Source organism: Actinomadura kijaniata (assembly GCF_014138665.1).
Lineage (GTDB): Bacteria > Actinomycetota > Actinomycetes > Streptosporangiales > Streptosporangiaceae > Spirillospora > Spirillospora kijaniata.
On the sequence record NZ_JACJIA010000001.1, the window covers coordinates 1,370,700 to 1,392,054 of the forward strand.

A 21,355-nucleotide genomic window follows, 5' to 3' on the forward strand; every position below is an offset into this window, starting at 1 on the left:
GGGGCGCGGGCCAGGCTCTCGGGCATGTCCAGATTTCTGTACCGCCTGGGAAGGGCCGCGGCGCTGCGGCCCTGGCGGGTCGTTGTGGCGTGGGTGCTGTTCGTGGGGGCCGCCGCCGGGGTCTCCGTGGTCGCGGGCGGCGCGTTGCAGGACGACTACACGCTGGCCGGGACCGGTTCGCAGCAGGCCACCGACCTGCTGAAGGAACGCTTCCCGGCGCTGTCGGGGGCCGACGCGCGGGTGGTCGTGCGGGCTCGTTCGGGGAAGGTGGACGCGGCGGCGGTGGAGGCCGCGCGCGGGCGGTTGCAGCGATCGCCGCACGTCAGCGGGGTCACCCCGGCCGTGCCGAGCGGGGACGGCGCCACCGCGCTGATCACCGTGCGGTACGACGTCCCCGTCACCGGCCTGTCCACCAAGGAGACCCTCGACCGGCTCCGGGACGCCACGGCCCCGCTGAAGGCCGGGCACGCGGTGGAGTTCGGCGGGCAGGTGCCCGAGAACGTCACCGCGCCCGGCGGCGTCGCCGAGGCCGTCGGGGTCGTCGCGGCGCTGGTGATCCTGCTGCTGGCGTTCGGGTCGGTGGTCGCGGCGGGGCTGCCGCTGGTGGTGGCGCTGGCCGGGCTCGGGGCCGGGGTGTCGGGGATCACGGTGCTGGCGGCGGTCACGAACGTGGCCACCACCGCGCCCACCCTGGCGATCATGGTGGGGCTCGGCGTCGGCATCGACTACGCGCTGTTCATCCTGACCCGGCACCGGGAGGGGCTGGCCGCGGGGCTGGCGGTGCCCGAGGCCGCCGGGCGCGCCGTCGCCACCGCCGGGCAGTCGGTGATCTTCGCCGGGGCCACGGTGCTGCTGGCGCTCAGCGGGCTGGTGGTGTCGCGGATGCCCGCGTTCATGGCGATGGGGTTCGCGACCGGGATCGTGGTCGCGATGACCGTGGCGGCGGCGGTGACGCTGCTGCCCGCCGTGCTGGGGCTGGCCGGCCGGCGGGTGCTGCGGCGGCGGGACCGCCGCGCGGACGCCGTGGTCGTGGTGGACTCGCCGCGGGTGCGCCGGTGGGCCGACCTGGTGGCGCGGCGGCCGTGGGCGTGGCTGCTGGCGGCGCTGCTGCTGATGCTGACGCTGGCCGCGCCCGCGCTGGGGATGCGGACCTGGCCGAGCGACGCCAGCAGCGAGCCGACCTCCAACACGGCCCGGCGCGCCTACGACCTGGTCGCCGAGGCGTACGGGCCGGGGGCCAACGGCCCGCTGCTGGTCGCGGTGGACCTGCGCAGGGTGCCGGCGGACGCGCTGCCGGGGCTCGGGAGCGGGCTGGCGAAGGCGCCGGGGGTCGTCGCGGTGGCCCCGCCGCAGGTGTCGCCGGGACGGGACGCCGCCGTCATCGTCGTCACCCCCGCCTACGGTCCGCAGGACGAGCGGGTGACCGGGCTCGTCGAGGGCATCCGGGAACGGGTCCTGCCCGACGGCGCGGAGATCACCGGGTTCACCGCCGCCTACGTCGACCTCACCCGGCGACTGGAGGACCGCCTCTGGCCGGTGATCGGCGTCGTCGTCGCCACCTCGTTCCTGATGCTGATGGTGGTGTTCCGGTCGCTGCTGGCCCCGTTGAAGGCCGCCGCCATGAACCTGCTGTCGATCGGCGCGGCCTACGGCGTGCTGACGGCGGTGTTCCAGTGGGGGTGGGGCGCGGAGCTGCTGGGGCTGCCGCACAGCGTGCCGGTGTCGAGCTTCATCCTGCTGCTGCTGTTCGCGGTGCTGTTCGGGATCTCGATGGACTACGAGGTGTTCCTGCTGTCGCGGGTCCGCGAGGAGTGGCTGCGCACCGGCGACGCGCGCGGGTCGGTCGCCACCGGGCTGGCCGCGACCGGACGGCTGATCACCAGCGCCGCACTGATCATGGTGGCGGTGTTCCTCGGCTTCGCGCTGGACCCCGGACTGGTGATCAAGCAGATGGGGGTGGGGCTGGCCGTCGCGGTCGCGCTGGACGCCACCGTGGTGCGGATGGTGCTGGTCCCGGCCACGATGGCGCTGCTGGGGCGGGCCAACTGGTGGCTGCCCCGCCCGCTGGCCCGGATCCTGCCCGACGTCGACGTCCACGGGGTCGAGCCCGAGCCCGGCCGCACCGAGCCCGTCCCCGTGTGACGCCCCTCGCGGCGCGGTCGCCGTGCCCCGGTCTACGCTGGCCGGGACATGGCGACCGTGCGGGTGCTGGGCAGCTTCCAGGCGTTGCTGGACGGGGCGGAGGCCGATCTCGGCGGGCCCCGCCAGCGCTGCGTGCTGGCCCGGCTCGTCGTCGCGCGCGGCCGGATGGTCCCCGCCGAGCGCCTCGTGGAGCAGGTGTGGCCGGACGGCCCGCCGCCCCGCGCCGCCGCCGGGCTCCAGGCGTTCGTGTCGCACCTGCGGCGCGCCCTGGAACCGGACCGCCCGCCCCGCGCCCCCGCCCGCGTCCTGGTCACCGACCCGCCCGGCTACGCGCTGCGGCTGCCCGAGCGGGACGTGGACGCCTGGCGGTTCGACGCGCTGGTCGACCGGGCCGCGACCGGCGACCCGGCCGGGGCCCGCCGCGCGGCCGAGGAGGCCCTGGACCTGTGGCGGGGGCCCGCCTACGCCGAGTTCGCCGCCCTGCCGTGGGCGGCGACCGAGGCGTCCCGGCTGGAGGAGCGCCGCCGCCTGGCCGTCGAACGCCGCGCCGAGGCCATGCTGCGCCTGAACGCCGCCGCCGAGGCCGTCCCCGACCTGGAGACGCACGTCGCCGTCGATCCGCTGCGCGAGGAGGCGTGGCGGCTGCTGGCCCTGGCCCTGTACCGCGCGGGCCGCCAGGGCGACGCCCTGGACGCGCTGCGCCGCGCCCGCGCCGCCCTGGCCGAGGAACTCGGCGTGGACCCCGGCCCCGCGCTGCGCCGCCTGGAACACGACATCCTCACCCAGGCCCCGGCCCTGGAGGTGACGGACCTCCGCGCCGAGGCACCGAGCACCCCGTATCGAGCCCCTGCCGCGCCGACCGGGGAACGCGACGCGGAACCGGGCCCGGCGTCGCGTGGCGGGCACCTTCGCGACGTGCGGCCGGGCGCGCCAAGGGGTTCCCTGTTCGTGGGGCGGCGCGCCGAGCTGGAACGCCTCCGGGCGGCGGCCGAGCGCGGCGGCCTCGCGCTGGTCAGCGGTGACGCCGGGATGGGCAAGACCTCGCTGGCCGAACGCCTGGCCGAACGTCTCGCCGCCGAGGGCCGGCGCTGCGCCTGGGGACGCGCCCCCGAGACCGGCGGGGCCCCCGCCGCCTGGCCCTGGGCCGAGCTCCTGCGCGACCTGGCCGCCGACACCCCGCCCGCCGACGACCGGCTCGCCCCGCTGCTGGACGACACGGCCGCCGCCACCGCCGCCACCACGGGCGACGCCACCACCGCCCGCTTCCGGCTGCACCTCGCCGTCGCCGACTACCTGGCCGGGCTCGCCGAGCGCACCCCGCTGCTGCTGGTCCTGGACGACCTGCACTGGGCCGACGACGAGACCCTGGCCCTGCTGGTCCGGGTGCTGGGCCGGGTGCGGGGGCTGCCCGTGCTGGTCGTGGGGACGTTCCGGCACACCGAGGCCCCCGACCGGCTGACCGCCGCGCTGGCCGCGTTCGCCCGGCACGAGCCGACCCGCGTCGCGCTGGACGGGCTGTCGGCGGCCGAGGTCGCCGTGCTGGTCCGCGCGGTGTGCCGCGCCGAGGTCGGGGACGCCGCGCTCGCCGCCATCGCCGAGCGCACCGGCGGCAACCCGTTCTTCGCGCGCGAGACCGCCCGGTTGCTGGACGCCGAGGGCCCGGCGGCCGCGACCGGCGCCGTGCCCGCCGGGGTCGGCGACGTGCTGCGCCGCCGCCTGGCCCGGCTGCCCGAACCCGCCCGCGCCGTGCTGCGCGACGCCGCCGTCGTCGGCCGCGACGCCGACCTGGCCGTGCTGGCCGACCTGTCCGGCGACGAGGACGCCGTGCTCGACGCGGTCGAGGCGGGACTGGCGGCGGGCCTGGTCACCGAGCCCGCGCCGGGCCGGATGCGGTTCGCGCACGCGCTGGTCCGCGACACCCTCTACGCCGACCTGTCGCGGACCCGCCGCGTCCGCCTGCACGGCCGGGTCGCCGCCGCGCTGGAACGCCACCGCCCCGGCGAGGTCGCCGCCCTCGCCCACCACCACCTGGAGGCGGGGACCGACCCGGACCGGGCCGTCCGCTACGCGCGGCTGGCCGCCGAGGCCGCCGAGGGCCGGTTCGCGCACGCCATGGCGGCCGACCTGTACGAACGCGCCGCCGACACGCTGCGCGCGCGGGGCCGGATGGGGGAGGCGCTGGAGATCGAGGCCGCGGCCATCCGCGCCTGCGCCCTGTCCGGGCGGGTCGTGCGGGCCCGCGAGCGGCGGCTGCGCGCCGTCGCCGAGGCCCGCGCCCTGGGCGACCTGACGCTGCTCGCACGGGTGATCGTCGCGTTCGACGTGCCGACGCTGTGGACCAGCCGCAAGTACAACACCGTGGACCACGGGATCGTCGAGGCCGCCGAGGCGGCGCTGGCCGGACCGCCCGGCGCCGACCCCGAGCTGCGCGTCCGCCTGCTGACCTCCGTCGCGATCGAGCTGGAGGGCGAGCCGCACGACCGGGGCCCGCGCGCCGCCGAGGAGGCGGTCGCCGCCGCCCGCGCGCTCGGCCGTCCCCGGCTGCTCGCCGTCGCCCTCAACGGCCTGTTCCTCAACTCCTACCGCTCCGCCGGCGACAACGACCAGCGGCTGCGGATCGCCGAGGAGATGCTCGACCTCGCCACCCGGGACGGCCTGGCCACCTACCGGGTCCTGGCGCACCTGCTGCTCCAGCAGGCCCACGTCACCGGGCTGGACCTGGCCGCCGCCGACGCCCACCGGGCCGAGGGGCTGCGGCTGGCCGACCAGTACGGACTGCCACTGCTGGCCCTGATCGGAAGCTGGTACCGGGCGCTCGGGCACGTCGTCGCGGGCCGGTACGCCGAGGCCGAACGCGCCTACACCGAGATCGCCGGGTCGATCGCCCGGACGGGCGTGTGGGGCAGCGAACGCGGCGTGGAGGCGTTCGGGATCTTCTGCGTGCGGACGTTCCAGGGCCGCGAGGGGGAGATGGCCGACCAGATGCGCTGGGTCCGCGACAACTGGCCGGACGTGGGCGCCGCCGACGACCTGCACGCCCTCGCGCTGGCCGCGCTGGGGCGCCGGGCCGAGGCGCGCGCGGCGGCCGCGGGGGCCGCGCCGGTCCGCCGCGACTACTTCTTCGACCTGGCGATGACGTTCCGGGCACGCCGCGCCGTCGCCCTGGACGACCGGGAGCTGGCCGCCGAGTGCTACACGGCGCTGCTGCCCTACGCCGGGCGGCTGGCGGGCGGCGGCTGCGCGGTCGCCACCATCGGCCCCGTCGCCCAGACCCTCGGCGACGTGGCCGTCTACCTGGGGCGCCCCGGGGAGGCCGCCGAGCACTACGCGACGGCCGAACGCGTCGCCGAGCGGGTCGGCGCGGCCGAGTGGGCGCGGGCCGCCTGCGAGGCCCGCGACGCGCTGGACACCACGGCCGCCTGACCGGCCGCCTGCCGGTCCACCCTCCGGCGTAGGCGACAATTGACGTTGTGACATCGCTGGGAAACACCACACCCGAGGGCTTCCGCTCCGGCTTCGCCTGCTTCATCGGCCGCCCCAACGTGGGCAAGTCCACCCTGATGAACGCCCTGGTCGGCACCAAGGTCGCCATCACCAGCAGCCGGCCGCAGACGACCCGCCGGGCCATCCGGGGCATCGTGCACCGCCCCGACGCCCAGCTCGTGGTCGTCGACACGCCCGGCCTGCACAAGCCGCGCACCCTGCTCGGCGAACGCCTGGACAGCCTGGTCCGCTCCACCCTCACCGAGGTGGACGTGATCGGCTTCTGCGTGCCCGCCGACCAGCCCGTCGGGCCGGGCGACAGGTTCATCGCCCGCGAGCTGGCCAACGTCGGCAGGACCCCGATCGTCGCGATCGTCACCAAGACCGACCTGGCCCCGCCGGAGAAGGTCGCCCAGCAGCTGATGGCGGTGGGGGAGCTCGGCGAGTTCGCCGACATCGTGCCGTGCTCGGCCGCCGACGGCTTCCAGGTGGACCTGGTCGGCGACCTGCTGATCCGGCACCTGCCGGAGGGCCACGCGCTCTATCCCGAGGGCGACCTGACCGACGAGCCCGAGCACGTCCTGGTCGCCGAGCTGATCCGCGAGGCGGCGCTGGAGGGCGTGCGCGACGAGCTGCCGCACTCGATCGCCGTGCTGGTCGACGAGATGGGGCCGCGCGAGGACCGCGAGGACCTCACCGACATCTACGCCCACCTGTACGTGGAGCGGCCCAGCCAGAAGGGCATCATCATCGGCCACAAGGGCTCGCGGCTGCGCGAGGTCGGCCAGAGCGCCCGCAAGCAGATCGAGGCGCTGCTGGGCACCAAGGTCTACCTGGACCTGCGGATCAAGGTGCTCAAGGACTGGCAGCGCGACCCCAAGCAGCTGCGCCGTCTCGGCTTCGACGACTGAGCCGGGCCGCCAGCGGCCGGGCCAGCGCGAACCCGACGACCAGCAGCGCGGCGGCGACCGCCAGGTACCAGCCGTACCCCACGGTGATCCGGTAGCCGATCAGCGGCCCGTCGGCGCCCAGCTCGGCGCGCGCCGAGTCCAGCCGCAGCACGAACAGTCCGCAGGCCAGCAGCGCCAGCCCGCCCGGAACGGCCGTGAGCGCCGCGATCCGCGGGTCGCGGACGGCGATCGACCAGAACGTCATCGCCGCCGCGGTCAGCGCCAGCACCGGCACCACCAGCACCGTCCCGTCCACGTCGATCCCGGCCGCCGAGCCCGCGTCGTGGGTGACCGGGTCGCCGAACGCGCCGAGCACCATCCGGGCGTGCACCCACGGCAGGAACGCCGCCACCAGCAGCGCCGCCGCCGCCACGAGGTTCAGGACGTTCCACGCCGCGTCCGGGAGGCCCGCCCTGCGGCGCGGCTCCTCGGCGGACCCGGGCGGGGAGGGCGAAGTGCCTGGAATGTCCTGAGTGTCCGGTGCGGGGGGCGGTGGCGGGGGAGCGCCCTCCGGGGGCAGGAACTCCGGGCGCGGCCGCCGCTCCGCGTCCGGCCGGTCGCGTCGGTCGGCCGCCTCAGGTCCCAGGTCACCGCTCATGCACCCAGCGTAAGGGGAACGCCCGGCTTGGCCAGGGCGGCCCCGGCGGGGCGTGTTGATCGGTACGTTGGAACGCGACGGGACCGGAGAACGGGCACAACGGCGTGCCGGTCCGCCGCGCGGCGGACCGGCCGGAGGCGAGGCCATGAACACCGCGCTTGTGAACACCGGGCTTGTGAACACCGCGCTCGTACGCGAGCCCGGTCCGCTCCTGGCGGAGGGGACCGTCACCCATGCCGAGCGGCGGCCGGTGGACCTCGACCTGGCCCGGCGGCAGCACGAGGCGTACGTCGCGGCGCTGCGTGCGGCGGGCTGGAACGTCCGGGCGGTGCCGCCCGCCGACGACTGCCCCGACGCGGTGTTCGTCGAGGACACCGTCGTGGTCGGCGGCGACCTGGCGGTCCTGACCCGGCCGGGCGCGGAGCGGCGGCGCGCCGAGGTCGCCGGGACCGAACGCGCCGTGCGCGACCTCGGCCTGCGCGTCGCGACCGTCGAGGCCCCCGGCACCCTGGACGGCGGCGACGTCCTCCAGGCGGGCGACACCGTCTACGTGGGCCGCACCGCCCGCACCAACGAGGAGGGCGTCTGCCGGCTGGCCCACCTGCTGGGCGGGCGCCGCGTGGTCCCGGTCGAGGTCACCGGCTGCCTGCACCTGAAGACGGCGGTGACGGCGCTGCCGGACGGCACCCTGATCGGCGTTCCCGAGTGGGTGGACACCGCCGCGCTGCCCGGCCTGCGGGTCGCGCCCGAGCCGTCGGGCGCGCGCGTGGTGGTGCTCGGCCCCGACCACGTCCTGCTGGCGGCGTCCGCGCCCCGCACCGCCGAGGTCCTGGCCGCCGACGGCCTGCGCGTCACGGTGGTCGACATCAGCGAGTACGAGGCGCTGGACGGCTGCGTCACCTGCCTTTCGGTGCTCGTTCCCTGACCGCTCGTCCCCTGACCGCTCGGCACGGCGGCGTTCCGTGAATCGCCCGCGATACGACGATCGCCGACGAGACGTCTCCGCCCGAAGGAGCGGCCGCCGGCGGTCTGACCTGGGAGATCAACGGTCCGCATACCGGGACAAACGGGAACCGTGTCTCACCATCTGGGACGCGGTTTCCGATTGTCGGATGGGATCTGTTAGCTTGACAGGCGTGTCGCACGGTCTGCTCCTCCTTAGCGGCCGCAGCGGGGGCCTGTAACAGGCCGGCTCCCTCGCTGCGGGACTTCGACGTGCAGTCGGCCGCAAGGTTCGAGCAGAGGGAAATCCACTCCATGTTTCCGCAGCAGCAGCCGTCCGGCATGGCCTTCCAGCGCTACCGCCCGTTCGCGCCCGTCCGGCTGACCGACCGGACCTGGCCGGACAAGGTGATCACCGAGGCCCCCCGATGGTGCGCGGTCGACCTGCGCGACGGCAACCAGGCCCTGATCGACCCGATGGACTCCCACCGCAAGCTCAAGATGTTCGAGCTGCTGGTACGGATGGGCTACAAGGAGATCGAGGTCGGCTTCCCGGCGGCCAGCCAGACCGACTTCGACTTCGTCCGGCAGATCATCGAGGAGGGCCGGATCCCCGACGACGTGGTGATCCAGGTCCTGACCCAGGCCCGGCCCGAGCTGATCGAGCGGACCTTCGAGTCGCTGCGCGGCGCGAAGCAGGCGATCGTCCACCTGTACAACTCGACCTCCACGCTCCAGCGGCGCGTGGTGTTCGGGCAGGACAGGGAGGGCATCACCGCGATCGCCGTCGAGGGCGCCAAGCTGTGCAAGAAGCTGGCCGAGGACATGGGCGACACCCAGGTCTTCTTCGAGTACTCGCCGGAGTCGTTCACCGGCACCGAGCTGGAGTACGCCGTCGAGGTCTGCAACGCCGTCAACGACGTCTGGCAGCCCACCCCCGAGTGGAAGACGATCGTCAACCTGCCCGCCACCGTCGAGATGGCCACCCCCAACGTCTACGCCGACCAGATCGAGTGGATGCACCGCAACCTGGCGTACCGGGACTCGGTGATCCTGTCGATCCACCCGCACAACGACCGGGGCACCGCCGTCGCCGCCGCCGAGCTGGGCTACATGGCCGGGGCCGACCGCATCGAGGGCTGCCTGTTCGGCAACGGCGAGCGCACCGGCAACGTCTGCCTGGTCACCCTGGGCCTGAACCTGTTCACCCAGGGCGTCGACCCGGAGATCGACTTCTCCGACATCGACGAGATCCGCCGCACCGTCGAGTACTGCAACCAGCTGCCCGTCCACGAGCGCCACCCCTACGGCGGCGACCTGGTCTACACCGCGTTCTCCGGCTCCCACCAGGACGCGATCAACAAGGGCTTCGACCACCTGGGGCGGGACGCCGCCGCGGCGGGCGTCCCGGTGGACGGGTTCACCTGGGAGGTCCCGTACCTGCCCATCGACCCCAAGGACGTGGGCCGCTCCTACGAGGCCGTCATCCGGGTCAACAGCCAGTCCGGCAAGGGCGGCGTGGCCTACATCATGAAGACCGAGCACTCCCTGGAGCTGCCGCGCCGCCTGCAGATCGAGTTCTCCCGCGTGGTGCAGGAGCACACCGACGCCGCGGGCGGCGAGGTCACGGCCGAGCGCATGTGGGAGATCTTCCAGGGCGAGTTCCTGGGCAACGGCCCGCGCGTCGGCCTGCTGGCGCACCGCGCGACCTCCCGCGTGGACGAGAAGGACCGGCTGTCCTGCGACGTGCGGGTGGACGGCGAGATCCGCGAGATCGAGGGCGTCGGCAACGGCCCGGTGTCGGCGTTCGAGGCGGCCCTGGCCACCGTGGGCGTCAACGTCCGCGTCCTGGACTACGCCGAGCACGCCCTGAGCGCCGGCGGCGACGCCCGCGCCGCCGCCTACGTCGAGTGCGACGTGGACGGCGAGACCGTGTGGGGCGTCGGCATCGACGGCAACATCGTCACCGCGTCCCTGAAGGCCATGCTGTCGGCCGTCAACCGGGTGGCCCGCCGCACGGCCGCCTGATCCCGAGACATCCGGGTGCGGCCTGCGCGGAGGCCCACCCGGACCAGACCCGGTCACGACGATGCGACCCCGTCGGGTGACCGCTGTCTGGCCCCCGTCCCTGACGATCTCAGGGGCGGGGGCCGACTACTTCGCGCAAGCCGCTTGCGGGATTCCGTCCTATAGTTGCGGCATGACACGTCGACTCGCCGAGGTCGCCCAGAAGGTCGGGGTCAGTGAGGCCACCGTCAGCCGCGTGCTCAACGGACGGCCCGGCGTGTCGGAGGCGACCCGCGCCGCCGTGCTGACGGCCCTGGACGTGCTCGGCTACGAACGCCCCACCCAGCTGCGCGGGGAGCGGGCCCGGCTGGTCGGGCTGGTGCTGCCCGAACTGGGCAATCCGATCTTCCCGGCGCTGGCCGAGGTGGTCGGCGGCGCGCTCGCCCAGCGCGGCTTCACCCCCGTGCTGTGCACGGTGACGCCCGGCGGCCTGTCGGAGGCCGACTACGTGGAGATGCTGTTGCAGCAGCAGGCGTCGGGCGTGGTGTTCGCGGGCGGCCAGTACGCCGAGGCCGACGCCCCGCACGACCACTACCGGCGGCTGCTGGAGGTGCGGCTGCCGGTGGTGCTGGTGAACGCCGGAAGCGAGGAGCTGGACTTCCCCCGGGTCTCCACCGACGACGCGGTGGCGGCCGAGCAGGCGTTCGGGCACCTGGCCTCGCTCGGCCACGAGCGCATCGGCCTGGTGCTCGGCCCGGAGGACCACGTGCCCAGCCGCCGCAAGCTGGAGGCGGCCCGCGCCGCCGCCGCGCGGGCGGGCCTGGACCTGCCCGACGCGTGGGTCAGGCGCAGCCTGTTCTCGCTGGAGGGCGGGCAGGCGGTGACGGCGTCGCTGCTGCGCGACGGGGTGACCGGCATCGTCTGCGGCAGCGACCCGCTGGCGCTCGGGGTGGTCAGGGCGGTGCGGCGGCACGGCATGAGCGTGCCCGAGGACGTGTCGGTGGTGGGCTTCGACGACTCGGCCTTCATGAACTGCGTCAACCCGCCGCTGACCACGGTGCGGCAGCCGATCGAGGCGATCGGCCGCGCGGCGGTGACGCTGCTGACCGGCCAGGTGACGGGCGGCGCCGTGGCGGCCGAGGAACTGCTGTACGAGCCGGAACTGGTGGTGCGGGCCTCGACCGCGCCCGTCCGGACGCGGGCGGGCGACCCGCGCTGACACCGTTTTGCGCCCTCTCATGCTCGGTGTCGAGCATGCCCTGACATGGGATTGTCTACTTCTTGCGCAAATAAATTCATCTCTTGCCCTGTGATGTAGGTCTCTGTATGTTCCTCGCATCGGCCGGGGATCGGCCGACGGGCACGGACAGGCGCTCCCGAGGGGGCGGGCCGCGCCGTTCCAGAGAGGAACACCCATGAGATCCCGGATGGTGGCCACCGCGCTCACCCTGGCCGCCGGCGCCTGTCTCGCCGGCTGCGGCGGGGGCGATCCCGAGGCCAGGCCCGACCAGCCGCTGGCCGGCGACGCCAAGGTGACGATCACGGTGGGCTGCATGCCCGCCAAGAGCCAGACGGCCCAGCGCAGGGAGTGGGACCAGGACGTCGCGGCGTTCCAGCGGCTGCACCCCAACATCACGGTCGTCGGCAAGGACGCCTTCCCCTGCATGGACCCCACCACCTTCCAGGCCAGGCTGGCGGGCGGGGAGACCGAGGACGTCTTCTACGTCTACTTCACCGACGTGCGCGGCGTCGTCGCCAAGGGACGGGCCGCCGACCTGACCCCCTACCTGGGGCACGTCAAGCAGTACCCCCACCTCGACCCGAACGTGACGCGGGTCTTCAAGGACGGCGGGAAGGTCTACGGCCTGCCCCGGCAGAACTACACGATGGGCCTGCTCTACAATCGCGCCCTGTTCCGGCGGGCCGGACTGGACCCCGACGCCCCGCCCCGGACCTGGGCCGAGGTCCGCGAGGCGGCCAGGAAGATCAGCGCGCTCGGCGACGGGATCACCGGATACGCCGAGCTCAGCGCCAGGAACCAGGGCGGCTGGCACTTCACCGCCGCGCTCTACGGCCAGGGCGGCGACGTGGTCGCCCCGGACGGCAGGCGCGCGGCGTTCAACGGCCCGCAGGGCCGGGCGGTGCTCCAGGCGCTGAAGGACATGCGCTGGACCGACGGCTCCATGGGCTCCAAGCAGCTGCTGGTGGACGCCGACATCCAGCGGATGATGGCCTCCGGCAGGCTCGGCATGTACCTGGGCGCCCCCGACAACGCCACCGCGCTGGTCGACCAGTTCAAGGCCCGGTACGAGGACCTCGGCATGGGCCCCCTCCCCGGCGGGTCCGGCACGCTCATGGGCGGCGACGGCTACCTGTTCCATCCGAAGGCGTCACCGGAGAAGATCAAGGCCGGGCTGCTGTGGCTCGACTTCCACGCCCTCACCCCCGGCCAGGGCCAGCTCGGCTACGAACGGGCCAAGGCCAACGGCCGCCCGGTCGGCCTGCCCCAGCCCCGGCTGTTCGGGCGGAACGCCGTCGGGCAGCGGGACCGCGAGCTGCGCGCCCGCTCGGCCAACCTGCCGGTCGGCAACTTCAAGCCCTACGAGGACGCCTCGGCCGCCCTCCCCGGCAAGCTGGAGCCGCCGCGGGCCCAGCAGCTCTACACCCTCCTCGACACCGTCATGTCGGCCGTGCTGACCAGGCGGGACGCCGACATCGACCGGCTCCTGGCCGACGCCGAGAAGAAGGCCAACGCCCTGCTCGCCCGGTCGGCGAACTGACCTCCGCCGCGGGGCGCGGGCCGTGCCGCAGGCACCGAACGCACCGCACGCGCCGGCGCCCCGCCCCGTTCCCCGAGGGGACCCCGATGACCACGACGCGGGCCGCCGCCCGCCCCGCGCGCCCGCCGGGTCAGCCCGCGCGTGCGCCGCGCGGCGCGGCGCAACCTGACCGCCTACGGCTTCCTGAGCGGCGCGCTGATCTGCTTCGCGCTGTTCTCCTGGTATCCGATCGCGCGCGGGGTGCTGCTCAGCTTCCAGCGGACCGACGCCGCCGGCGACACCCGCTGGGTCGGGCTGGACAACCTCCGCACCGTCCTGGCCGACCCGGCGTTCGCCGGCGCCTGGCTCAACACCGCGGTCTTCACGCTGCTGGCGCTGGTGGTCGGCTACGCGGTGCCGTTCGTCGTCGCGCTCGTGCTGAACGAGCTGCGGCACGCCCGCGCCTACCTGCGGTTCGTGGTGTACCTGCCGGTCATGCTGCCGCCCGCGGCGGCGGTCCTGCTGTTCAAGTGGTTCTACGACCCGGGGCCCGGCCTGTTCAACCAGATCCTGCGGGCCGCGCACCTGCCCGGGCTGAGCTGGCTGGACTCGGCCGACACCGCGCTGCTGTCGCTGGTGCTGGTGGCCACCTGGATGAACCTGGGCAGCGGCACGCTGATCTACCTGGCGGCGCTGCAGACCATCCCCGGCGAGCTGTACGAGGCCGCCGAGCTGGACGGGGCCGGGCTGCTGCGCCGGGTCTGGCACGTCACGGTGCCGCAGACCAGGCTGATCCTGCTGGTGATGCTGCTGCTCCAGATCATCGCGACGATGCAGGTGTTCATCGAGCCGTACCTGCTCACCGGCGGCGGACCCGAGGACGCCACCGTCACCGTCGCGTACCTGATGTACCAGTACGCCTTCAACTACGACGACTTCGGCGGGGGAGGGGCGCTCGGGCTGATGCTGATGGTCGTGCTCATGCTCTTCTCCGCCGTCTACCTGCGGGTCTCCCGCCAGGACGCGAGGTAGCACGCGATGACGAACCTTTCGCGGGCCGGGCGCCGGACCCCGGCCGGGCCCCGGCCGCGCACGCTGGTCAACCCGAACGCGCTGCGCACCCGGCGCGGCCGGGCCGTCTACGCGGTCACGCTGCTGACGGTCGTGGTGACCTTCACGTTCGTGTTCGTCTTCCCGCTCTACTGGATGGTCACCGGGGCGATGAAGACGCCGGACGAGCTGGCGCGCACCCCGCCGAGCCCGCTGCCCGGCGGCCTGGACCTGACCGCATACCGGGAGGCGTGGCACCAGCTCGACCTCGGCCTGTACCTGCGCAACACACTCGTCTACGCGCTGGGGGCATGGCTGTTCACGCTGGCGGTCGACGTCACCGCCGCCTACGCGCTGTCGAGGCTGCGGCCGCTGCTGGGCGGGGCGGTGCTCGGCCTGATGCTGGCCACGCTCATGATCCCGCCGATGGTGATCCTGCTGCCCGCCTACCTGACGGTCAAGGACCTGCCGCCGCTCGGCGTCAGCCTGCTCAACACGCCGTGGGCGATCTGGCTGCCGGCCGCCGCCAACGCCTTCAACATCTTCCTGCTCAAACGGTTCTTCGACTCGATCCCCACCGAGCTGCTCCACGCGGCGCAGGTGGACGGCGCGTCCCCGGCCCGGGTGCTGTGGTCGGTGGTGCTGCCGGTGTCGCGGCCCATCGTCGGCGTGGTGTCGATCTTCACGGTGGTGAACGTGTGGCGCGACTTCGCCTGGCCGCTGCTGGTGCTGCCCGACAGCGAGCGCCGCACGGTCAGCACCGCCATCGCCTCCCTGGCGGTGCAGGTGCCGCAGAACGTGCTGATCGCCTCGCTGGTCATCGCGAGCCTGCCGACGGTCGTCGTGTTCCTCGTCTTCCAGCGGCACATCATGGCCGGCCTCACCGCCGGCGGCCTGAAGGGCTGAGCCCACTCCCGACCCACCCCCGTACCGGATGGAGGATCGTCATGAGCAAGCCCGACCACTGGTGGCGGAGCGCCGTGATCTACCAGGTGTACCCGCGCAGCTTCGCCGACGGCGACGGCGACGGGGTCGGCGACCTGGCGGGACTGCGGTCCCGGCTGCCCTACCTGGCCGACCTCGGGGTGGACGCGCTGTGGCTGAACCCCTGGTACCCCTCGCCGATGGCCGACGGCGGCTACGACGTGGCCGACTACCGGGGCGTCGCCGAGGTCTTCGGGACGCTGGCCGAGGCGGAGGCGTTCCTGACCGAGGCCCACGCCGCCGGGCTGCGCGTGATCCTGGACGTGGTGCCCAACCACGGTTCGCACCGGCACCCCTGGTTCGTGCGGGCGCTGGAGGCCGGGCCGGGCTCGCCCGAGCGCGAGCGGTTCTGGTTCCGGCCCGGCCGGGGCGACGCGCCGCCCAACGACTGGCAGTCGATCTTCGGCGGCCCCGCCTGGACCCGGGTGCCCGACGGCGAGTGGTACCTGCACCTGTTCGCCCCCGAGCAGCCGGACTTCAACTGGAACCACCCGGACGTCGCCGCCGAGTTCCACGACGTGCTGCGCTTCTGGTTCGACCGCGGCGCCGACGGCATCCGCGTCGACTCGGCCGCGCTGCTGGTCAAGGACCCCGACGCCGAGCCCGACGGCCACGACCCCTACACCGACCGCGACGGCGTCCACGAGATCTACCGTTCCTGGCGGCGCGTCGCCGACGAGTACGAGGGCCGGATGCTGGTCGGCGAGGTCTGGCTGCCCGACGCCGAGCGCTTCGCCCGCTACCTGCGGCCCGACGAGATGCACACCGCCTTCAACTTCGACTTCCTCACCTGCCCGTGGGAGCCGGCCGCGCTGCGCAAGGTCGTCGAGGGCACGCTCGCCACCCACCTGCCGCTCGGCGCGCCGCCGACCTGGGTGCTGGCCAACCACGACGTGGTGCGCCCGGTCACCCGCTACGGGCGCGCCGACACCTCGTTCGACATCCGGGTCCGGCGGCTCGGCGCGCCCACCGACCTCGCGCTCGGCGCCCGCCGGGCGCGGGCGGCGGCCCTGCTGGCGATGGCGCTGCCCGGGGCCGTCTACGTCTACCAGGGAGAGGAGCTCGGGCTCCCCGAGGTGGAGGACCTGCCGGACGAGCTGCGCCAGGACCCGATCTGGCGCCGGTCGGGCCACACCGACCGGGGGCGCGACGGCTGCCGGGTGCCGCTCCCGTGGTCGGGGGACCGGCCGCCGTTCGGGTTCGGCGACGGCAAGCCCTGGCTGCCGCAGCCGTCCTCCTGGCGCGACCTGACGGTGGAGGCCCAGGGCGCCGACCCCGGCTCGATGCTCACCCTCTACCGGACCGCGCTGCGGCTGCGCCGCGAACTGCTCGGCGACGGGCGGCTGGCCTGGCTGCCCGCCGAGGAGGACGTGCTGGCCTTCACCCGCGACTCCGGCCTGGCCTGCGTGGTCAACCTCGGCGCCGGACCCGCGCCGCTGCCGCCGCACGAGCGGGTGCTGCTGGCCAGCGGGCCGCTGGAAGGGGGCATGCTGCCGCCCGACACCGCCGTCTGGCTGCGCTGACCCCGGCGTCAACGCCCGTCGGGGCGTCCCGCGGACGCCCCGACGGGGAGGTCAGTGCGCCCGGCCGAGCACATGGTGGACCAGCTCCCGCAGCGGCCCGCTCAGCTGGGCCTCGCCGACGACGGTGTGCGCGCCGTCGATGTCGATCTCGTACAGGAACTGGTCGGGTATCCGACCGGGCGGCGGCACGGAACCCAGGTCGACCCGGTCCACCAGCCGGGACAGCAGGGGATCGCGCTCGCTGTCGGACTCGCCGCGCCTCTCGATACCCGCGAAGCCCCCACTGCGGGTCACCGTGACCTTCATGGCCCTGCCTCACCTCCGGATGCTCACACCCGAACGCCTACCCCCGACCACGCGTTCCTCACCGCCGCCGTCTCGGCGCCGTCGGCGCCGTACAGGCGGGTGGCGGCGCCGACCGTGGCGCGGGCGAAACCCTGGAAGCCGATCGTCGGGGTCAGGTCCGCGCCGGTCAACGTGTCATACCAGACCCGCCCGGCCTTCTCCCAGGAGTGACCGCCGATCTCGGTCGCGGCCAGGTGGAACGCGCGGTTGGGGATGCCGGAGTTGATGTGGACGCCGCCGTTGTCGCGGTAGGTGTCCACGTAGTCGTCCATGTGGCCCGGCTGCGGGTCCTTGCCGAGGCGCGGGTCGTCGTAGGCGGTGCCCGGCTCCTTCATCGACCGCAGCGCCACGCCGTTGACGCCCTCGGCCAGCAGCCCCTGCCCGATCAGCCAGTCGGCCTGGTCGGCGGTCTGGCCCAGGTGCCACTGCTTGATCAGCGAGCCGAACACGTCCGACACCGACTCGTTCAGCGCCCCGGACTGCCCGTAGTACTCCAGGTTCGCGGTGTACTGGGTGACGCCGTGCACCAGCTCGTGCCCGGTGACGTCCAGCGGCCCGGTGAACGAGGTGAACAGCACCCCGTCGCCGTCGCCGTACACCATCTGCTCGCCGTTCCAGAACGCGTTGTCGTAGTCGCGGCCGTAGTGCACCGTCGAGATCATCTTCAGGCCGGCACCGTCGATGGAGTTGCGCCGGTAGGCGGCCTCGAAGAAGTCGAAGGTCACCCCCAGCCACTCGTACGCCTGGTCCACGGTCCGGTCGCCGGTGGCCGGGTCGCCCTCGGCGCGCACGGTCCTGCCGGGCAGGGTCTCCCGGTTCTGGGCGTCGTTGATCGTACGGTCGGGGACGAAGTCCTCGGTGGGCGGGGGAGACTCGACCGGCAGCACCCGGCGTTCGGTGCGCTGGGCCGAGGACAGCGCGAGGGTCCGGCGGGCCAGGTCGCGCAGGGCGGGGTCGTCGCCTCGTGCGACGTTCTCCAGCATGTGGGGCGGCACGATGGTGCATCTCATGGCTACGAACTTGCCACCTGGATGTGATTCAGGCCACGGTTTCCCGGGTCCCGGCCCGTCCTCTTCCGGTCACGTTCCGTGACGAGCGGGCGGTTCCCGGCGAACGACCCACCGCCGCGCGTGCGGGAGAATGGACGGGTGACGCTCTACCGGGACGAAGGCATCGTGCTGCGCACCCAGAAGCTGGGGGAGGCCGACCGCATCGTGACGGTGCTGACCCGGCGGCACGGCCGCATCCGCGCCGCCGCCAAGGGGGTCCGCAAGACCAAGTCGCGGTTCGGGGCGCGGCTGGAGCCGTTCACCCATGTGGACCTGCAGTTCTACGAGCGCCGCTCGCTCGACCTGATCACCCAGGCGGAGACGCTGCGGCCCTACGGCGAGTCCCTGGTGACCGACTATCCCCGGTACACGGCGGGCACCGCGATGCTGGAGACCGCCGAGAAGCTCACCAGCGAGGAGGGCGAGCCGGCGCTGCGGCAGTTCCTGCTGCTGGTCGGCGGCCTGCGGACGCTGGCCGAACGCGGCCACGACCCGCGCATGGTGCTGGACGCGTTCCTGCTGCGGTCGCTGTCGGTGGCGGGCTGGGCGCCCGCCCTGGACGAGTGCTGCCGCTGCGGCGAGCGCGGCCAGCTCCGGGGCTTCGCCATCGCGGCCGGGGGAGCGGTGTGCGCCCGCTGCCGCCCGCCCGGCTCGGCCACGCCCGCGCCGCCGACGTTCCAGCTGATGCTGGCGCTGCTGCGCGGCGACTGGGAGTACGCCGACGGGAGCGAGGGACGCCACCGGGTAGAGTGCAGCGGCCTCGTCGCGGCCTACCTGCAATGGCATCTGGAGCACGGGATCCGGTCGCTGCGGCACGTGGAGCGCGGGACCGACGACAGCACGAGCAACGACAGGGAGCCAGTTTGAGAAGGGCCGTTACGCCGCCGGAGCCCCACGGGGACGGCGCGCGTCCCCCCGCGATCCCCGCGGACCTGATCCCGAGGCACGTGGCCATCGTGATGGACGGCAACGGGCGCTGGGCGAAGGAGCGGGGGCTGCCGCGCACCGAGGGCCACAAGATGGGGGAGACCTCCCTCTTCGACGTGATCATGGGCGCGATCGAGCTGGGCATCCCCTACCTGTCGGCCTACGCCTTCTCCACCGAGAACTGGAAGCGCTCGCCCGACGAGGTGCGCTTCCTGATGGGCTTCAACCGCGACGTCATCCGCCGCCGCCGCGACCAGCTGCACGCGATGGGCGTGCGGGTGCGCTGGGCCGGGCGGCGCCCGAAGCTGTGGCGCAGCGTCATCGCCGAGCTGGAGACGGCCGAGGAGATGACCCGGGACAACGACGTGCTGACGCTCCAGTTCTGCGTGAACTACGGCGGCCGGGCCGAGATCGTCGACGCGGCGGCGGCGATCGCCCGCGACGTGCGCGACGGCCGGCTCAACCCCGACAAGATCACCGAGAAGGTGTTCGCGCGCTACCTCGACGAGCCGGGCATCCCCGACGTGGACCTGTTCCTGCGGTCCTCGGGCGAGCAGCGGATCTCCAACTACCTGCTGTGGCAGTCGGCGTACGCGGAGATGGTGTTCCTGGACACGCTGTGGCCCGACTTCGACCGGCGCCACCTGTGGCACGCGTGCGAGATCTACGCCAGCCGCGACCGGCGCTACGGCGGCGCGATGCCGAACCCGGTGGAGCCCGCCCCGGCGTCCTGACCGCGTTCCGGACCCGTTCTGAACTGGGAGGCCGGTGCCCGCGCGCGGGCACCGGCCTCTCTCTCCACCAACACTCTATAATTCCTACTTGTTAAGTTGATTTAATGGCGGGGGCGGCCTACCGTCGGACCATGACACGTGAGGTGTTGGATCCCGTTCACCCCGACGGCGCGCGGCCGTCCTGGCTCGCTCCGCTGACCGGTCGCGTCGGAGCCGAGGCGCGCGGCGTCCACCTGTGTCCCGACCTGGACGAGCAGACCCACGAACGCCTCCACCTCGCCCTGCTGCGGCACAAGGTCCTGTTCTTCCGCGCCCAGCACCACCTGGACGCCGCCGGGCTGGAGGCGTTCGCCCGCCTGCTCGGCGACACCGCCGTCCACCCGGAGCTGGACGACTGGCACACCGACGCCAGCTTCAGCCTGTACCCGCCGAGGTTCGGCATCGCGCACGCCGCAGGGGCGCCCGCGCGCGGCGACGGCCCGCCGCCGGACACGGCGCGGAGCGGCGGCGAGACCGAGTGGGCCAACACCGCCGCCGCCTACGACGACCTGCCCGTCGAGCTGCGCGAGCTGGCCGACCGGCTGTGGGTCGTGCACACCGGGCCCGCCGAGACCGAGCACCCCCTCGTGCGCGTCCATCCCGAGACCGGGGAACGCGCCCTGCTGCTCGGCGGCTTCGGCTGGCGGGTGGCGGGGCTGAGCGAGGAGGCGGACTCGGCGGCGCTGCTGCGGCTGTTCCAGGACCACGTGACCCGCCCGGAGAACACGGTCCGCTGGCGCTGGTCGCCCGGCGACGTGGCGCTGTGGGACAACCGCGCCACCCAGCACCGCGCGGTCGCCGGTCCGGGCGGCCGTCCCCGCCACTCCCGGCACCTCGCGATCGGCGGCGAGACCCCGATCGCGGTGGACGGGCGGCGCAGCGTTCCCCGCTAGAAAAGGGAGAGGGGCGGCCGGCGGCCGCCCCTCCCACGGCGGATCAGGCCAGCGCCGCGTCCAGCGTGATCTTCGTGGCGGCCAGCGCCTTGCTGACCGGGCAGTTCTCCTTGGCGCCCTGCGCGGCCTTCTCGAAGTCGGCCGCCGACAGCCCCGGCACGCTGGCCCGGACGGTCAGGTGGATGCCGGTGATGCCCTCGCCCGGCTGGAACGTCACGTCGGCCTTGGTGTCGACCTTCTCCGGCGGCGTCCCGGCCCCGGCCAGGGCGTGCGACAGCGCCATCGAGTAGCAGGTCGAGTGCGCGGCGGCGATGAGCTCCTCGGGGCTCGTCTTCCCGTTGGCGGCCTCGGCCCGCGCGGGCCAGCTGACCTCGAAGCTGCCGACCCCGGACGAGTCCAGGGACACGGTGCCCTGGCCCTCCATCAGCGAGCCTTCCCAGTGCGCGTTAGCGGTACGTGTCGTAGCCATACCGCCGATTGTTCCCCATGACGAAACGCCCCGACGCGTCGCGGGGCGGTTTTTCCCAGGAAGTGGATCAGTTGTTCCGGCTCGCGCAGTCGCCGCAGGTGCCGAAGACCTCGACGGTGTGGGTGATGTTCACGAAGCCGTGCTCGGCGCCGACCGCGTCGGCCCACTTCTCGACGGCGGGCCCGGCGACCTCCACGGTGCGTCCGCAGCCCCGGCACACCAGGTGGTGGTGGTGCTCCTCGGTCCGGCAGGCGCGGTAGACCTGCTCGCCGTCGTCGGTGCGCAGCACGTCGACCTCACCGGCGTCGCTGAGCGCCTGGAGCGCCCGGTACACCGTGGTGAGGCCGATCTTGGAGCCGTCCGCGCGCAGGTCGGCATAGATCTCCTGCGCGCTGCGGAACCCGTCGCAGCCCGCCAGGGCCTGTCGCACCGCGTTCCGGCGGGCCGTGGTCACTCCAGTA

General features: G+C 74.0%; 18 protein-coding genes. 13 read left to right on the forward strand and 5 right to left on the reverse strand.

What is annotated here, in order from left to right:
* Positions 1-24: 24 nt before the first annotated feature.
* The 3 genes from HNR61_RS06535 to era are packed head-to-tail and all read left to right on the forward strand — an operon-like array spanning position 25 to position 6,536.
* On the forward strand, positions 25-2,142 hold the full coding sequence (locus tag HNR61_RS06535) for an MMPL family transporter (protein WP_182842099.1): 2,118 nt from the start codon (positions 25-27) through the stop codon (positions 2,140-2,142).
* A 48-nt stretch (positions 2,143-2,190) separates the two neighbouring features.
* Entirely contained in the window at positions 2,191-5,565 is a 3,375-nt protein-coding gene (locus HNR61_RS06540) for an ATP-binding protein (RefSeq protein ID WP_182842100.1), read from the forward strand.
* A 47-nt stretch (positions 5,566-5,612) separates the two neighbouring features.
* Entirely contained in the window at positions 5,613-6,536 is a 924-nt protein-coding gene (gene era, locus HNR61_RS06545) for a GTPase Era (RefSeq protein ID WP_182842101.1), read from the forward strand.
* On the opposite strand, the gene HNR61_RS06550 is transcribed toward era, so the two are convergent.
* Complete coding sequence (locus HNR61_RS06550; RefSeq protein WP_182842102.1) at positions 6,481-7,173, reverse strand: hypothetical protein; 693 nt, start codon at positions 7,171-7,173, stop codon at positions 6,481-6,483. The two genes, era and HNR61_RS06550, sit on opposite strands and share 56 nt — an antisense overlap.
* Before the next feature lie 145 nt (positions 7,174-7,318).
* On the opposite strand from HNR61_RS06550, the gene ddaH reads away from it, so the two are divergent.
* The 7 genes from ddaH (at position 7,319) to HNR61_RS06585 (ending at position 16,438) form a co-directional block, all read left to right on the forward strand.
* On the forward strand, positions 7,319-8,098 hold the full coding sequence (gene ddaH / locus HNR61_RS06555) for a dimethylargininase (RefSeq protein WP_182842103.1): 780 nt from the start codon (positions 7,319-7,321) through the stop codon (positions 8,096-8,098).
* Between the two features lie 332 nt (positions 8,099-8,430).
* A complete protein-coding gene (leuA, locus tag HNR61_RS06560) occupies positions 8,431-10,143 on the forward strand; it encodes a 2-isopropylmalate synthase (protein WP_182842104.1) in 1,713 nt (570 codons plus the stop codon).
* 172 nt (positions 10,144-10,315) lie between these two features.
* A complete protein-coding gene (locus HNR61_RS06565; RefSeq protein WP_182842105.1) occupies positions 10,316-11,341 on the forward strand; it encodes a LacI family DNA-binding transcriptional regulator in 1,026 nt (341 codons plus the stop codon).
* Positions 11,342-11,537: 196 nt separating this feature from the next.
* Positions 11,538-12,902, forward strand: coding sequence for an ABC transporter substrate-binding protein (locus HNR61_RS06570; RefSeq protein ID WP_182842106.1), 1,365 nt, complete (start codon positions 11,538-11,540; stop codon positions 12,900-12,902).
* Positions 12,903-13,043: 141 nt separating this feature from the next.
* Positions 13,044-13,913, forward strand: a complete 870-nt coding sequence (locus tag HNR61_RS06575) for a carbohydrate ABC transporter permease (RefSeq protein ID WP_182842107.1) — start codon at positions 13,044-13,046, stop codon at positions 13,911-13,913.
* Between the two features lie 6 nt (positions 13,914-13,919).
* Complete coding sequence (locus HNR61_RS06580) at positions 13,920-14,837, forward strand: carbohydrate ABC transporter permease (protein ID WP_182842108.1); 918 nt, start codon at positions 13,920-13,922, stop codon at positions 14,835-14,837.
* 41 nt (positions 14,838-14,878) lie between these two features.
* On the forward strand, positions 14,879-16,438 hold the full coding sequence (locus tag HNR61_RS06585) for a glycoside hydrolase family 13 protein (RefSeq protein ID WP_182842109.1): 1,560 nt from the start codon (positions 14,879-14,881) through the stop codon (positions 16,436-16,438).
* Between the two features lie 51 nt (positions 16,439-16,489).
* Here the strand turns inward: HNR61_RS06585 and HNR61_RS06590 are convergent, their stop codons facing one another.
* A complete protein-coding gene (locus HNR61_RS06590) occupies positions 16,490-16,744 on the reverse strand; it encodes a protealysin inhibitor emfourin (RefSeq protein ID WP_220508915.1) in 255 nt (84 codons plus the stop codon).
* 23 nt (positions 16,745-16,767) lie between these two features.
* Positions 16,768-17,793: a M4 family metallopeptidase gene (locus HNR61_RS06595; protein ID WP_182842110.1), complete on the reverse strand. Its 1,026-nt coding sequence runs from the start codon at positions 17,791-17,793 to the stop codon at positions 16,768-16,770.
* 138 nt (positions 17,794-17,931) lie between these two features.
* On the opposite strand from HNR61_RS06595, the gene recO reads away from it, so the two are divergent.
* The 3 genes from recO to HNR61_RS06610 all read left to right on the forward strand — a co-directional run bounded on the left by recO (position 17,932) and on the right by HNR61_RS06610 (position 20,425).
* Entirely contained in the window at positions 17,932-18,699 is a 768-nt protein-coding gene (gene recO / locus HNR61_RS06600) for a DNA repair protein RecO (protein WP_067817097.1), read from the forward strand.
* Positions 18,696-19,493 carry an isoprenyl transferase gene (locus tag HNR61_RS06605; protein WP_182842111.1) on the forward strand — a complete coding sequence of 266 codons (798 nt, stop codon included), beginning with the start codon at positions 18,696-18,698 and terminating at the stop codon, positions 19,491-19,493. The genes recO and HNR61_RS06605 overlap by 4 nt, the downstream gene beginning before the upstream one ends.
* 131 nt (positions 19,494-19,624) lie before the next feature.
* Positions 19,625-20,425 carry a TauD/TfdA dioxygenase family protein gene (locus HNR61_RS06610; protein WP_182842112.1) on the forward strand — a complete coding sequence of 267 codons (801 nt, stop codon included), beginning with the start codon at positions 19,625-19,627 and terminating at the stop codon, positions 20,423-20,425.
* A 43-nt stretch (positions 20,426-20,468) separates the two neighbouring features.
* On the opposite strand, the gene HNR61_RS06615 is transcribed toward HNR61_RS06610, so the two are convergent.
* Complete coding sequence (locus tag HNR61_RS06615) at positions 20,469-20,894, reverse strand: OsmC family protein (RefSeq protein WP_067817106.1); 426 nt, start codon at positions 20,892-20,894, stop codon at positions 20,469-20,471.
* A 67-nt stretch (positions 20,895-20,961) separates the two neighbouring features.
* Entirely contained in the window at positions 20,962-21,348 is a 387-nt protein-coding gene (locus HNR61_RS06620) for a Fur family transcriptional regulator (RefSeq protein ID WP_067817109.1), read from the reverse strand.
* Between the last annotated feature and the right edge of the window lie 7 nt (positions 21,349-21,355).

Coding starts and splice junctions, on each gene's coding strand:
- HNR61_RS06615 (WP_067817106.1), bottom strand. CDS start 20,894: ATGGCTACGACACGTACCGCTAACGCGCACTGGGAAGGCTCGCTGATG.
- HNR61_RS06580 (WP_182842108.1), top strand. CDS start 13,920: ATGACGAACCTTTCGCGGGCCGGGCGCCGGACCCCGGCCGGGCCCCGG.
- HNR61_RS06570 (WP_182842106.1), top strand. CDS start 11,538: ATGAGATCCCGGATGGTGGCCACCGCGCTCACCCTGGCCGCCGGCGCC.
- leuA (WP_182842104.1), top strand. CDS start 8,431: ATGTTTCCGCAGCAGCAGCCGTCCGGCATGGCCTTCCAGCGCTACCGC.
- HNR61_RS06535 (WP_182842099.1), top strand. CDS start 25: ATGTCCAGATTTCTGTACCGCCTGGGAAGGGCCGCGGCGCTGCGGCCC.
- HNR61_RS06550 (WP_182842102.1), bottom strand. CDS start 7,173: ATGAGCGGTGACCTGGGACCTGAGGCGGCCGACCGACGCGACCGGCCG.
- HNR61_RS06595 (WP_182842110.1), bottom strand. CDS start 17,793: ATGAGATGCACCATCGTGCCGCCCCACATGCTGGAGAACGTCGCACGA.
- HNR61_RS06565 (WP_182842105.1), top strand. CDS start 10,316: ATGACACGTCGACTCGCCGAGGTCGCCCAGAAGGTCGGGGTCAGTGAG.
- HNR61_RS06540 (WP_182842100.1), top strand. CDS start 2,191: ATGGCGACCGTGCGGGTGCTGGGCAGCTTCCAGGCGTTGCTGGACGGG.
- HNR61_RS06590 (WP_220508915.1), bottom strand. CDS start 16,744: ATGAAGGTCACGGTGACCCGCAGTGGGGGCTTCGCGGGTATCGAGAGG.
- HNR61_RS06585 (WP_182842109.1), top strand. CDS start 14,879: ATGAGCAAGCCCGACCACTGGTGGCGGAGCGCCGTGATCTACCAGGTG.
- HNR61_RS06610 (WP_182842112.1), top strand. CDS start 19,625: ATGACACGTGAGGTGTTGGATCCCGTTCACCCCGACGGCGCGCGGCCG.
- ddaH (WP_182842103.1), top strand. CDS start 7,319: ATGAACACCGCGCTTGTGAACACCGGGCTTGTGAACACCGCGCTCGTA.